The sequence below is a fragment of the Streptomyces sp. NPDC058877 genome (genome assembly GCF_042742855.1).
Classification (GTDB): domain Bacteria; phylum Actinomycetota; class Actinomycetes; order Streptomycetales; family Streptomycetaceae; genus Streptomyces.
In genome coordinates this window covers 25156-37521 of the sequence record NZ_JBHYMF010000062.1, presented here as the reverse complement: position 1 = coordinate 37521, position 12366 = coordinate 25156, and the positions used below count along the sequence as shown (strand labels likewise).

The 12366-nt window shown below is 71.7% G+C and carries 13 protein-coding genes; 4 read left to right on the top strand and 9 right to left on the bottom strand.

The features are described from left to right. Positions 1–47: 47 nt before the first annotated feature. The 5 genes from ACFW2Y_RS16840 to afsQ1 all read right to left on the bottom strand — a co-directional run bounded on the left by ACFW2Y_RS16840 (position 48) and on the right by afsQ1 (position 3835). Complete coding sequence (locus ACFW2Y_RS16840; RefSeq protein ID WP_384879083.1) at positions 48–248, bottom strand: PspC domain-containing protein; 201 nt, start codon at positions 246–248, stop codon at positions 48–50. 90 nt (positions 249–338) lie between these two features. Then, entirely contained in the window at positions 339–920 is a 582-nt protein-coding gene (locus ACFW2Y_RS16835) for a VanZ family protein (protein WP_384879080.1), read from the bottom strand. Positions 921–1020: 100 nt separating this feature from the next. Then, positions 1021–1635 carry a hypothetical protein gene (locus ACFW2Y_RS16830; protein ID WP_384879077.1) on the bottom strand — a complete coding sequence of 205 codons (615 nt, stop codon included), beginning with the start codon at positions 1633–1635 and terminating at the stop codon, positions 1021–1023. Then, positions 1632–3161, bottom strand: coding sequence for an ATP-binding protein (locus ACFW2Y_RS16825; RefSeq protein WP_384879074.1), 1530 nt, complete (start codon positions 3159–3161; stop codon positions 1632–1634). The genes ACFW2Y_RS16830 and ACFW2Y_RS16825 overlap by 4 nt, the downstream gene beginning before the upstream one ends. Then, complete coding sequence (gene afsQ1 / locus ACFW2Y_RS16820; RefSeq protein WP_384879071.1) at positions 3158–3835, bottom strand: two-component system response regulator AfsQ1; 678 nt, start codon at positions 3833–3835, stop codon at positions 3158–3160. Before afsQ1 ends, ACFW2Y_RS16825 begins: the two co-directional genes overlap by 4 nt. 170 nt (positions 3836–4005) lie before the next feature. Between afsQ1 and ACFW2Y_RS16815 the strand changes: the two genes are divergently transcribed. Further along, positions 4006–4767 (top strand): SigE family RNA polymerase sigma factor, encoded by a 762-nt coding sequence (locus tag ACFW2Y_RS16815; RefSeq protein WP_384879068.1) that lies wholly within the window; start codon positions 4006–4008, stop codon positions 4765–4767. Positions 4768–4881: 114 nt separating this feature from the next. Here ACFW2Y_RS16815 and ACFW2Y_RS16810 read toward each other — a convergent pair whose 3' ends face one another. Then, on the bottom strand, positions 4882–5577 hold the full coding sequence (locus tag ACFW2Y_RS16810) for a uridine kinase (RefSeq protein ID WP_384879065.1): 696 nt from the start codon (positions 5575–5577) through the stop codon (positions 4882–4884). 52 nt (positions 5578–5629) lie between these two features. Between ACFW2Y_RS16810 and ACFW2Y_RS16805 the strand changes: the two genes are divergently transcribed. Then, entirely contained in the window at positions 5630–6031 is a 402-nt protein-coding gene (locus ACFW2Y_RS16805; protein ID WP_384879062.1) for a hypothetical protein, read from the top strand. Between the two features lie 147 nt (positions 6032–6178). Here the strand turns inward: ACFW2Y_RS16805 and ACFW2Y_RS16800 are convergent, their stop codons facing one another. The 3 genes from ACFW2Y_RS16800 to deoC are packed head-to-tail and all read right to left on the bottom strand — an operon-like array spanning position 6179 to position 9490. Continuing rightward, complete coding sequence (locus ACFW2Y_RS16800; protein WP_384879059.1) at positions 6179–7096, bottom strand: aldehyde dehydrogenase family protein; 918 nt, start codon at positions 7094–7096, stop codon at positions 6179–6181. Further along, positions 7089–8525, bottom strand: a complete 1437-nt coding sequence (locus ACFW2Y_RS16795) for an aldehyde dehydrogenase family protein (protein WP_384879056.1) — start codon at positions 8523–8525, stop codon at positions 7089–7091. Before ACFW2Y_RS16795 ends, ACFW2Y_RS16800 begins: the two co-directional genes overlap by 8 nt. Positions 8526–8530: 5 nt before the next feature. Further along, the gene (deoC, locus tag ACFW2Y_RS16790; RefSeq protein WP_384879089.1) at positions 8531–9490 is read right to left on the bottom strand and encodes a deoxyribose-phosphate aldolase; all 960 of its coding nucleotides are present in this window, start codon (positions 9488–9490) and stop codon (positions 8531–8533) included. Positions 9491–9744: 254 nt separating this feature from the next. Between deoC and ACFW2Y_RS16785 the strand changes: the two genes are divergently transcribed. Both ACFW2Y_RS16785 and ACFW2Y_RS16780 read left to right on the top strand, forming a co-directional pair. Beyond that, the gene (locus tag ACFW2Y_RS16785; protein WP_384879053.1) at positions 9745–10932 is read left to right on the top strand and encodes a hypothetical protein; all 1188 of its coding nucleotides are present in this window, start codon (positions 9745–9747) and stop codon (positions 10930–10932) included. Positions 10933–11455: 523 nt separating this feature from the next. Beyond that, positions 11456–12328, top strand: a complete 873-nt coding sequence (locus ACFW2Y_RS16780; protein ID WP_384879051.1) for a hypothetical protein — start codon at positions 11456–11458, stop codon at positions 12326–12328. Positions 12329–12366: the final 38 nt, after the last annotated feature.

The window sequence follows — 12366 nt, the reverse complement described above, 5'->3', positions numbered from 1 at the left end:
CCCCGACCGTTCCGGGGTGCGCCCCTTCGGCGCGCGACGGGCGGCTGCTACCAGCTCTGCCCCGCCGGCTTCTCGCCCGGCAGGAAGATCCAGAGGCCGAGGTAGATCAGGAACTGCGGTCCCGGCAACAGGCAGGAGACCACGAAGATCAGCCGCATCGTCGTTGCGGAGATGCCGAAGCGCCGTGCCAGCGCCGCGCACACCCCGCCGAGCATGCGTCCTTCGAGAGGGCGGATCAGTGCGGCCATGGTGGGGCTCCTTCGGAGTCGTTTCGGGAACCGCTCCTCCGGGCTCCCGATGACTCCATACTGCCGCCGGGAAGAGGAACGGGCGTCGGTCTACGGGGCGATCGGAACCCTGGGAATCGTCGGGGTCGCACCCTGGGGCGTCTCGTTCTGCAGCAGGGTCGAACCCCGCTGTGCGCCGCTCCCTCCGGAGGAGGGCTCCCGCACCGCCTCCGACCTGCGGCGCAGCCAGGTCCGTCCGGCGGGGACCACCAGCAGGTGGGCGAGGGCGACGCCGGTCGTGTTCAACAGGACCGAGTCGATGTCGACGACCTGCCCCGGCACCGCGGTCTGCAAGAGCTCGACGGCCAGCGACACCAGTGCGCCCGCGGCGGTCGTACGGGCCAGCGAGGCCCATCCGGGGACCCGGAGCCGTCCGTCGGCCATCGGCAGCAGCACCCCGAGCGGGGCCAGCAGCAACAAGCCCTTGCCGATCAGCAGGGCGGCCTCGGTGCCGCCGAGCGCAAGGTCCGCCTGCAGCCCGTGCAGCGGGACGGTGTTCGGTGCGGTCACCCAGGCCACGTCCCGCGGGCGCAGGCTGACCCACGCGACGAGCAGCAGATGGGAGAGGAGGAGGGCGAACCCCGCCACCCGGACGATCATTGCGGCATTGCCGCCCGAACCTAGACGCTGCACGCCCTCCAAGACGTCGCGAACGGCGGAATCGGTTCCACCGCTCCGCCACGCGCCGTGGAACCCCCGTCCGGCCCGCTGCGGCCCCGGCACCGCGCCGGGCTCAGCGCGCCGGTGCGGTCGCCGGGGGAGCGGGGGCCGCGGTCGGCGGTGCGGACTCGGGACGCTCGCGGAGCTCCGTCGTGCAGCGGTAGCGCTTCGGGGCGTACGCGCCCGGGCCGCCGAGCAGCACCGTGTGGCCCCCCGCGCCCACCGAGCTGTCCCCGAAGGTGCAGACGAGCTGCGACAGCGCGGTCGGCGTCAGGTCCTCCGGCTGCCGGCTCAGCCGCAGCGTGCCCTCCGGGTCGTCCCGCCGTCCGCCGAACACGCTCAGCGGACCGCGCACCGCCGTGGTGAAACCGGCCTGTCGCTCGCCCTCCGAGGGCTCGGCGAGCAGGCTCGCGAGCAGGTCCCCCGCCGTTCGCACCGGATCGACGCCGACCTTCTCCTCCGGCAGCGCCGACCGGCGGTCCACCACCTCCAGCTGGGAGCCGCAGACCAGGTAGATCCGTATCGGAACGCCCTGGGACGAGCCCGCCACACCGTCCTCGGTCACGTTGCACGGCACCCGGGAGGGGGCCGCGCCCGCATCCACCGGGACCGACGTGGTCCGGATGCCGCAGCCGCTGAGCAGCGTGCCGAGCACGCCCGCGGCCAGGACCAAGGCGTGGCGCCTCATGCTTCTCCCACCTCGCCCTGGCTGCTGCGGGTCTGCACCTCGCGGGTGATCCCCGAGGCGTCCAGGGGCAGCCGCAGCACGAACACCGCTCCGTCGACCCGCCCGTCCTCGCCGACCGAGTTGGACGCCGTGATCGAACCGCCGTGGATCAGGGCGTTCTCCATCGCGATCGACAGTCCGAGTCCGCTGCCCTCGGACCGGGGGCGGGACGCGCTCGCCTTGTAGAAGCGGTCGAAGACGTGCGGCAGCACCTCCTCGGGGATGCCGGGGCCGTGGTCGCGCACCGCGATGACCAGCTCGTCCTCCTCGGTGCGCACCGACACCCGCACCGGTGAACCGCCGTGCTTCAGCGCGTTTCCGATCAGGTTCGCCAGGATCACGTCCAGGCGGCGGGGGTCGAGCGGTGCGACGACGCCCCGCTCCGCGTCCAGCTCCACCGCGTCCAGCCAGGCCCGTGCGTCGACGCACGCGGTGATCTGGTCCGCGATGTCCACGTCGTCGAGGACGAGCCGTGCGGTGCCCGCGTCGAAACGGGTCACCTCCATCAGGTTCTCCACCAGGTCGTTGAGGCGTCGGGTCTCGCTCACCACGAGCGCCACCGCCGGAGCGATCATCGGGTCCAGGGAGTCCTGCTCGTCCTCCAGGACCTCGGTGACGGCCGTCAGGGCCGTCAGCGGGGTGCGCAGCTCGTGGGACATGTCGGCGACGAAGCGCCGGGAGGACTCCTCCCGCGCGCTCATGTCGGCGACCTTCTTCTGCAGGGACTCGGCCGCGCCGTTGAAGGTGCGGGAGAGGTCCGCCAGTTCGTCCGTACCGGACACTTCCAGCCGGGTGTCGAGCTTGCCCTCGCCGAGCTTCCGGGCCGCCACGCCGAGTCGGTGCACCGGACGCAGCACGGTCGTCGCCGCGACCTGCGCGAGCAGCACGGAGCCGATGACCGCGAGCGCGGTGGCGATCCCCAACGACCAGGCGAGCGAGTTCAGGTCGGCCTTCTCCGCGTCCAGCGACTTGAACATGTAACCGGCCGGCCCGCCGCCGTCGATCCGCGTCCCGCCGACCAGGTAGGGCGTGCCGTTCCGCTCGGTGCGCTGCCAGAACAGGTGGTACGGATGGGCGTTGACCTCCGTCACCGGCCGCTTGGTGTCCACGGCCTCCTGCAGCGACACCGGTACGTCGGCCAGGGTGAAGTCGTCCGGGTCCGAGGCGCCCACGATGGGCTTGCCCGCGGCCCGCTCGCCCAACAACAGCACCTGGTAACCGGCGCTGCCGCTCGCCATGCCCTCGGCGGTCCGCCGCAGGTCGTCCTGGGTGGGGCGGAGCGGTAGCGCCGCCGCCCGGTTCTGCATCTCCTGCCGGAAGTCGTTCAGCGCCCCGTCCTGGGTGCGGGTCAACACCGCCTCGCGGTTCAGCCAGTAGGCGATGCCGGAGGCGGCGACGGCCGCGGTGAGCGCGACGAGGGCGAACACGACGACGAGCCGGAGTCGCAGGCTCGAAAGGCGCAGCCGTGCGGTGATTCCCTTGTTCACGCAGGGACGTCCAACCGGTAACCGACCCCGCGCACGGTGCGGATCAGCGTCGGCGAGGACGGCACGTCCTCCACCTTGGCCCGCAGCCGCTGTACACAGGCGTCGACCAGCCGCGAATCGCCCAGGTAGTCGTGCTCCCACACGAGCCGCAGCAACTGCTGTCGGGAGAGGGCCTGTCCGGGCCGCCGGCTCAGCTCCAGCAGCAGCCGCAGCTCGGTCGGGGTGAGTTGGAGGTCCTCGCCGTTCTTGGTGACCGTCATCGCGGAGCGGTCGATCACCAGCGAGCCGAACGTCGCCGAATCCGTGGACTCCCGCTCCCCGCGCCGCAGTACGGCCCGGATGCGGGCGTCGAGCACCCTTCCCTGCACCGGCTTGACGACGTAGTCGTCGGCGCCGGACTCCAGCCCGACGACCACGTCGATGTCATCGCTGCGTGCGGTCAGCAGGATGATCGGCAGCTGGTCGGTGCGGCGGATGCGCCGGCAGACCTCGAAGCCGTCGATGCCGGGCAGCATGACGTCGAGCACGACCAGGTCCGGTCGCTGCTCGCGCAGCAACTGGAGGCCGTCCTCACCGGTCGCAGCGGTGGCCACCCGATGGCCCTGCCGGGACAGGGAGAGCTCAAGGGCGGTCCGGATGGCGTCGTCGTCCTCGATCAGCAGCAGAAAAGACACGCCGTCATTCTGTCCCATGCGACTGTCCGAGATCGACCGCCCGTCGTCCCGCTTCCGTTCCGTTCCCTGTGACACGGCTGTGACAGTCGGCGGACAACGTCATGAAGTCCGAGGGGCAAGCTTCTTGGCACACGGACCGAGAACACACTCCAACCGACGGGGGGCGCACGATGAACGCACTGCACGGCACCACCTCAAGCGCAGTCGTCACGCGTCTCCACGACGTCGTGCGGAGCACCGAGAAGTCCGGCACGGAAGGGGGTTCCCCCGCGTACGAGCGAAGCCGAGAGCTTGGCAGCGGGCGGGGGTGCGTCCGCGGTGTCGGGCGTCAGCGCAAGGCGCCGCACATGGTGGCCGTCGCTGACGGGGGAGCGGTGTACGGGGAGGTCACGGGGGAACGCGCCGGCTGTTCGGAAGCCGAGTTCACGGCTTACGTCCAGGAGCGTCGTGCCTCCCTGTACGCCACCGCCTACCACCTCACCGGTGACCGCTTCGAGGCCGAGGACCTGCTCCAGAGCGCGCTGTTCTCCACGTACCGCGCCTGGGAGCGGATCAGCGACAAGGCCGCCGTCGGCGGGTACCTGCGTCGCACCATGACCAATCTGCACATCAGCGCCTGGCGCCGGCGCAAGCTCAACGAGTACCCGACCGAGGAGCTGCCGGAGACGGTCGGCGAGACGGACGCGATGCGGGGCACGGAGCTGCGCGCGGTGCTGTGGCAGGCCCTGGCCCGACTGCCCGAAACGCAGCGGACGATGCTGGTGCTGCGCTACTACGAGGGCCGGACCGATCCGGAGATCGCGGAGATCCTGGACATCAGCGTCGGCACCGTGAAGTCCAGCATCTGGCGCTCGCTGCGGCGACTGCGCGAGGACCAGGTGCTGAGCTTCGGACGCGACGAAGAGGAGTCCTTCGGCGAGCTGGTGGCCTGAAGGCCGGGGGAAGCACGGGGGACCGTACGGGGGTACGGGGGAAAGCGAAGCGGGTCGTACGAGTCGGGGGTCTCGTACGACCCGCTTCGTGTGCGTGCGCCGCGCCCGGGCGCGTCAGTTCGTCGCCGGGGTGCGGTGGCGGCCGGCCGCGGCGGCGGCCAGCCGGCCCAGGGCTTCCGGCTTGGCGCAGGGGTGGGCGCCCAGCGCGGCCTGACGGGCCACGATGGCGCGCTCGGCGCGCATCAGGCGCCAGCCGCGGCGGAGCAGGAAGGGAACCGACTTGCGGCCTTCGCGGAGGTCGCGGAGGAGCCGGCGGCGGAAGGTCGTCGAGGGGCGACCGCGCAGGCAGAGCGCGTCGGCGAGGACGTCCAGCTCGCGGCAGCGGGCGACGATGTCGGCCGCGAAGATGCCCTCCGCCACGAAGAGCGGGGTCCGCGCGATGTCGAGGCGTTCGTGGCCCACCCGGGAGCTGGTGGAGATGTCGTACACGGGGACGTCGGTCTGCCCGGTGCGGCACAGTTCGACGATCGCGGTGACGGCGGCGTCCGCGTCCCAGGACCGGGGGGAGTCCCAGTCGATGTCCGCGCTGCCGTCGACGGTCGGGAGCGACGGGTCGTCGGCCTCCTTGTAGAAATCGTCGAGGCGCAGGACCGGGAGGCCGGTGACGGCGGCGAGGGACGACTTGCCGGAGCCGGAGGGGCCCGCGAGCAGGACGACCCGGATCGGGATCGGTTGGGAACTCACGGAACACCAGTGTGAGGCATTCCCCCGTCCAGGGGAGCACCGAGGAAGGCCGTTGGTATCGAGCATCACACCTCGACTACTCTCGGTGTCCGTTCGCTCACCCCCTGGGAGGATCTCCATGGCGCGTCACGCAGAACCCCGGACCCCCCGCCGCAGCGCCCTGCTCAAGGCGGGCCTGAGCGTCACCGCTGCGGGGGCCGCGGTGCTCGGCGCGGGTGCCGGGGCGCAGGCCGTCGCACCGGTCCCGCTGCCCGTCGACTCGCTGACCAGGACGGACGCCGCTGCGGCCGGAGCGGGGGCGCTGTCCGGCGTGACCCAGGGAGTGGGCCCGCTGACCCGCCTCCAGCTCGACCCGCTGGCCAACACCGGCGTCGACCCGCTCGACAACGGTCTCGGCACCCAGGTCGCCGACTTCAAGCCGGTCGGGACCGACCTGGTCACCGACCACCTCACCAAGGGCGGAGCGGTGGCCGACCTGCCGGTGGTCGGCGGCCTGTCGCAGGGCCTCCTCCCGGGCTGAGGACCGCGCCGCAGAACGGTTCCAGGGCGTGCGGAGGCGGCCCCCGGGTTCATGCACTCGGGGGCCGCCGTCGCACGGTGGTGCCGGGCCGGGTGGCGGAGCTCCCTCCCGCCCTGCGGGCGGACGGAGCCGCTTTCGCCGTGCGGCCTAGTACGAGGAGCCGGAGGCGCCCAGGCTGCCCGTGGGGTGCCAGACCGTCTTCGTCTCCAGGAAGGCGGTCATGCGGTCCGTGCCCGGGGACTCGGTGAAGTCCTCGGTGCGCGGGCGCAGTACGCGCTTCAGGTTGTCCGCCGCCGCGATCTCCAGGTCGCGCGCCAGCTCGGCGTCCGCGCCCGTCAGGTCGATCGCGTTGACGTCCTGGTGGGCCGCGAGGTGCGGGCCCATCTCGGAGGCCTTGCCGGAGAGGACGTTGACCACGCCGCCCGGCAGGTCGGAGGTGGCGAGCACCTCTCCCAGGGAGAGGGCGGGGAGCGGGAACTTCTCCGACGCCACGACCACGACGGTGTTGCCGGTCGCGATCGCCGGGGCGATCACCGAGACCAGACCCAGGAAGGACGACTCCTGGGGGGCGATCACGGTGACGACGCCGGTCGGCTCCGGGGTCGACAGGTTGAAGTACGGGCCCGCGACCGGGTTGGCGCCGCCGACGACCTGGGCGATCTTGTCGGTCCAGCCCGCGTACCAGACCCAGCGGTCGACGGCCGCGTCGACGACCGCGGCGGCCTTCGACTTCGACAGTCCCTCCGCGTCCGCGACCTCGCGCACGAACTGCTCCCGACGCCCCTCCAGCATCTCGGCGACGCGGTAGAGGACCTGGCCGCGGTTGTACGCGGTCGCACCCGCCCAGCCGCCGAAGGCCTTGCGGGCCGCGACGACCGCGTCACGCGCGTCCTTGCGGGAGGAGAGGGGGACGTTCGCCAGCCACTTGCCCTTCGAGTCCGTCACCTCGTACACCCGGCCGCTCTCGGAGCGGGGGAACTTGCCCCCGACGTACAGCTTGTAGGTCTTGAAGACGCTCAGACGCCCGGCGGCGGAGCCGCTTTTTTCGACACTGCGATCAGACATCGAGGTAGGCCTCCAGACCGTGACGACCGCCTTCGCGGCCGAAGCCCGACTCCTTGTAGCCGCCGAACGGCGAGGTCGGGTCGAACTTGTTGAACGTGTTGGCCCACACGACGCCGGCCCGGAGCTTGTTGGCGACCGCGAGGATGCGGGAGCCCTTCTCCGTCCAGATGCCGGCGGACAGGCCGTACTGGCTGTTGTTGGCCTTCGCGACGGCCTCGTCGGGGGTGCGGAAGGACAGCACCGAGAGGACCGGGCCGAAGATCTCGTCGCGGGCGACGGTGTGGGCCTGGGTGACGCCGGTGAAGAGCGTCGGGGCGAACCAGTAGCCGGCCGACGGGATGTCGCACGCGGCGGTCCAGCGCTCCGCGCCCTCCGCCTCGCCCTGCTCCACCAGCGCGGTGATGCGGGCCAGCTGCTCGGCCGAGTTGATCGCGCCGATGTCGGTGTTCTTGTCGAGCGGGTCGCCGAGGCGGAGCGTCGACAGGCGGCGCTTCAGGCTGTCCAGCAGTTCGTCCTGGATCGACTCCTGGACGAGGAGGCGGGAGCCCGCGCAGCAGACCTGGCCCTGGTTGAAGAAGATGCCGTTGACGATGCCCTCGACGGCCTGGTCGATCGGGGCGTCGTCGAAGACGATGTTGGCGCCCTTGCCGCCCAGTTCCAGGGTCAGCTTCTTGTCCGTGCCGGCGACCGCGCGTGCGATGGCCTTGCCGACGGCGGTCGAGCCGGTGAAGGCGACCTTGTTCACGTCCGGGTGCTCGACCAGCGCGGCGCCCGTCTCCCCGTACCCGGGGAGGATGTTGACGACGCCCTTCGGGAGCCCGGCCTGGCGGCAGATGTCCGCGAAGAACAGGGCGGAGAGCGGGGTGGTCTCGGCCGGCTTCAGGACGACCGTGTTGCCGGTCGCGAGCGCCGGGGCGATCTTCCACGCCAGCATCAGGAGCGGGAAGTTCCAGGGAATGACCTGGCCGGCCACGCCCAGCGGCTTCGGGTGCGCGCCGAAACCGGCGTGGTCGAGCTTGTCGGCCCAGCCCGCGTAGTAGAAGAAGTGCGCCGCGACCAGGGGGAGGTCCGCGTCGCGGGTCTCCTTGATCGGCTTGCCGTTGTCCAGGGTCTCCAGGACGGCCAGCTCGCGGCTGCGCTCCTGGATGATCCGGGCGATCCGGAAGAGGTACTTGGCGCGCTCGGAGCCGGGCAGCGCCGACCACTTCTCGAACGCCTTCCGGGCCGCCTTCACCGCCCGGTCCACGTCCTCCGCGCCCGCCTGGGCGATCTCGGAGAGGACCTCCTCGGTGGCGGGGGAGACGGTCTTGAAGACCTTGCCGTCGGCGGCGTCGACGAACTCGCCGTCGATGAACAGTCCGTAGTTCGGCGCGATGTCGACGACCGAGCGCGATTCCGGTGCCGGTGCGTACTCGAATGCAGATGCCATGTTGATCAGTCCACCGTCACGTAATCGGGGCCGGAGTAGCGGCCGGTCGCCAGCTTCTGGCGCTGCATCAGCAGGTCGTTGAGCAGGCTGGAGGCACCGAAGCGGAACCAGTGGTTATCCAGCCAGTCCTCACCCACGGTCTCGTTGACGAGGACCAGGAACTTGATCGCTTCCTTGGTGTTGCGGATGCCGCCGGCCGGCTTCACGCCGATCTGCACGCCGGTCTGCGCACGGAAGTCCCGCACGGCCTCCAGCATGAGCAGGGTGTTCGCCGGGGTGGCGTTGACCGCGACCTTGCCGGTCGAGGTCTTGATGAAGTCCGCGCCGGCCATCATGCCGAGCCAGGAGGCGCGGCGGATGTTGTCGTACGTGGAGAGTTCGCCGGTCTCGAAGATCACCTTGAGGCGGGCGCGGTCACCGCACTCCGCCTTGATCGCGGCGATCTGTTCGAAGACCTCCAGGTAACGGCCGGCGAGGAAGGCGCCACGGTCGATGACCATGTCGATCTCGTCGGCACCGGCGGCGATCGCGTCGGCGGTGTCGGCCAGTTTCACGGGGAGCGCGGCGCGCCCGGCCGGGAAGGCGGTGGCGACCGAGGCCACCTTGACGCCGGAACCCGCCAGGGCGGCCTTGGCGGTGGCCACCATGTCGGGGTAGACGCAGACGGCGGCGGTCGTCGGGGTCGTGCGGTCGGTCGGATCGGGGTTGACGGCCTTGGCGGCGAGTGCCCGGACCTTGCCCGGGGTGTCCGCGCCTTCGAGCGTCGTCAGGTCGATCATGGAAATGGCCAGGTCGATGGCGTACGCCTTGGCCGTGGTCTTGATCGAGCGGGTGCCGAGGGACGCGGCGCGCGCCTCCAGGCCGACGGCGTCGACGCCGGGCAGCCCGTGGAGGAAGCGGCGCAGCGCGCCGTCGGACGCGGTCACGTCGGCGAAAGCGTGTGCTGCGGAAGCAGTGGTGGGCATGGTCACCAGTCGAGCATATCTACGCGCGTAGCGACCTGTACAGGGGAGAGGGTCCGTAGAGCCCGGGGTCACAGCGGGCCGATCGTCGCGGTGGTTGCTGTCACAGAGTGGTGACACGGAACGGACCGCTCCCGAATACAAGATCAATAAGTTTTCTTTCAGCAGCCAGCCGGACCTCACCGACACAGAGACGGACCGAGAAAAAGCGGCATGCGACTCTCCCGCCCACCTGCCTGATCTCCACAGGAGTCGTTATGCGTACCGCCCTTCGCACCGCCATCGCCACCGCCCTCGTCGCGGGCGTCGCGATCGCCGCTCCCGCCCTCGCGGCGGGCGCCGCCCTCGCCGCCGACGGCCCGGTGGCCGCTCCCTCGGCCCAGGCGAAGCCGGCCGCCGCCGGGGCCGATGCGTCGAAGGGCACCCTCGTCCGCACCGAAACGCTCCTCAACGGAACCGTCGCCAAGATCTACAAGGCTGACAACGGGCACTTCCGCGCCGAGCTCTTCTTCCAGGACAACCCGGTCGGCGTCCTCGACGCCGCAGCCGGCCCGGTCGCCGGCAACGACAACGGCCAGTTCTTCGTCCTCTTCCAGGACGGCCGCACCCTCAACTGGGACCGCAACTACGTCCCCGGCGCCCGGCCCGGCACGTACGAGCTCGCCGACGGCACCGTCCTGGAGCTCGCCGAGAAGGAGGGCCGCTACGCCCTCCAGATGATCGTGGACGGCAAGGGCCGCGGCTTCACCCACCTGAACGGCTTCCGCCAGGTCTTCCAGTTCGGCCAGGCCGTCGTCGTCCTGGAGCAGGACGGAGGCTTCGCCGCCTACATCCCGGGCTCGGCGAAGCAGGCCGCCCCCAAGCCCGTCGAGAACCCGGCCCCCGCACCGGCCCCCGCGCCCACCCCCGGCCCGGTCGTCACCCTCGGCGAGTGCACCGTCCAGCAGGTCATTCCCTCGGTCTTCGCACAGCTGACCGTGACGCTCACCAACGACCTGGAGAAGGGCCCGAAGGCCGTCCTCAACGACGAGGCCGGCAAGCCGATCCTCGTCCTCGACCGCGACCACGCGGCCGATCTGGGCCAGGGCCTCACCATCAAGGACGCGAACACCACCACCCCGAAGCTCGGCCAGCGCACCCAGGGCGGCGACACGCCGTACGCCTGGACCGCGTTCCCGAAGCTCCCCAAGGGCTGCGAGAAGGACACCGCCACGCCCACCCCGGCGCCGTCCACCACCACCCCGGCTCCCGCGGGCAACACCGGCACCACCACCACCAACGGGCAGACCTCCGTCATCCCGCAGGGCGGCGTCGCGGCCGGCGCCGAGTTCGGTGCCGAGGACGACTCCACCGCGCTGATCGCGGCCGGCGCCGGCGCCGCCTCGCTCGCCGCCGCGGGCCTCGGCTTCGTCGTCCTGCGCCGCCGGGCCGGCGTCCACGCCTGACCCGCACCTCTCCACGCGCCGAAGGGCGGCACCCCACGAGGGCGCCGCCCTTCGGCGTTCCCCCGCACCGCAAGACCACCGGGAAGACGAAGGACCCTCGATCCTCGTCGGGCCCTCAAGGAACCGGAAGGGGAACCTCTCCCGGAGGGGCAGCAAGGGTGACCCGATCGCCCGAAGACCGTTTCCATGGCATGAACAAGGCAGCCACACTTCTGGCCCCCGCCGTGCTTGCCGGCACCCTCCTGGGCGGCACGGTGCCCGCTCACGCGGCACCCGCCGCACCTCAGCCGAGCCCGTCGGCAAGCACCGCCCCCCTCGCGAACCCGTGGGGCGGGTGCCCGCCCGGTCAATGGGGCATCGTCATCGGCTGCCGTACGTCCTGAGAGCGGGTCACATTGCCTCCGGTGCAAGCCCTCACGCGGTGGACGGCCGGGCCCCGCCCACGAGCGGCGCACCGGCCGCACGGGGCTCCGCCCGGACCCGGGCGCCGGCCCGTGTCAGTGCTCCTGCCTAGGCTCATGCCGTGGAGATCACCGAGCAGACCCTTGCGGAAGCCTGGCAGCGGACGACCGCCGCGCACGCCCTCCTCCACGGGGTCGAGTTGCCGCCGTTGGCGCTCTCGGAGGACGAGCTGGAGCGCTGTGCCGAACTCACCGAGTCCCCGGAGGGCGACGGCCTGTGCCTCTTGCTGGACGGGACCGGCACGGTGCGCGGCCACCGCGGCCGCTCCCCGGAGGTCTTCGCCACCCGCGAGCTGGAGCAGGTGCTGTACCTGATCGCCGAGGCCGTACCGCGCCGAAGCGCCGGCAGCACGGAGGAGACGGCGCAGGCGCTGGAGCAGATCGATCCGGCGTGGGGCGGGCGGTTCCGCAGCGGCGGTCTGGACGACACGGGAGCGGTCGAGGCCTGCGGTCGCGACCCGCTGGAGGGGTTCGCCTGGATCGCGAAGTCCTGGTGTGAACAGGTGCCGTACACCAACCTCACCTTCTTCCGCGCGGCGCCGGGCCGTTCCGTCGACGCCGAGCGGCTGGCCCTGCTGTGCGGGGCCGATCCCGCGCAGGTCGCTGCCGGCACCCGTCTCAAGGACCTGGAGGCCGTGGACGGCGGTCGGACCCACGAGCGCGACCAGAAGGACGGCCGCCGCGTCGACGACGGCGAAGCGGGCGTTCTGGAGCTGATCTGGTACGAGCGCGGCCAGGCCCCCTACCGGCGGGGCGGCGAGCTGGACTTCCTCAACCGCGCCCTGCGCCGCGCCGAGCAGGACCACCCCGAACTGACGGACCCCTTCGAGCTGTACTTCCACGCCTTGGAGGAGTCCCTCGGCCTGCGCCTGCCGCGCCGGGACTTCGCCGAGGGGGAGGTGCGGGCCGCGTACTGGGCGGGGGAAGGGCGGTGAGCACGGCTCGGGGGGCGCTCGTGGAGCGGGTGCCGCGT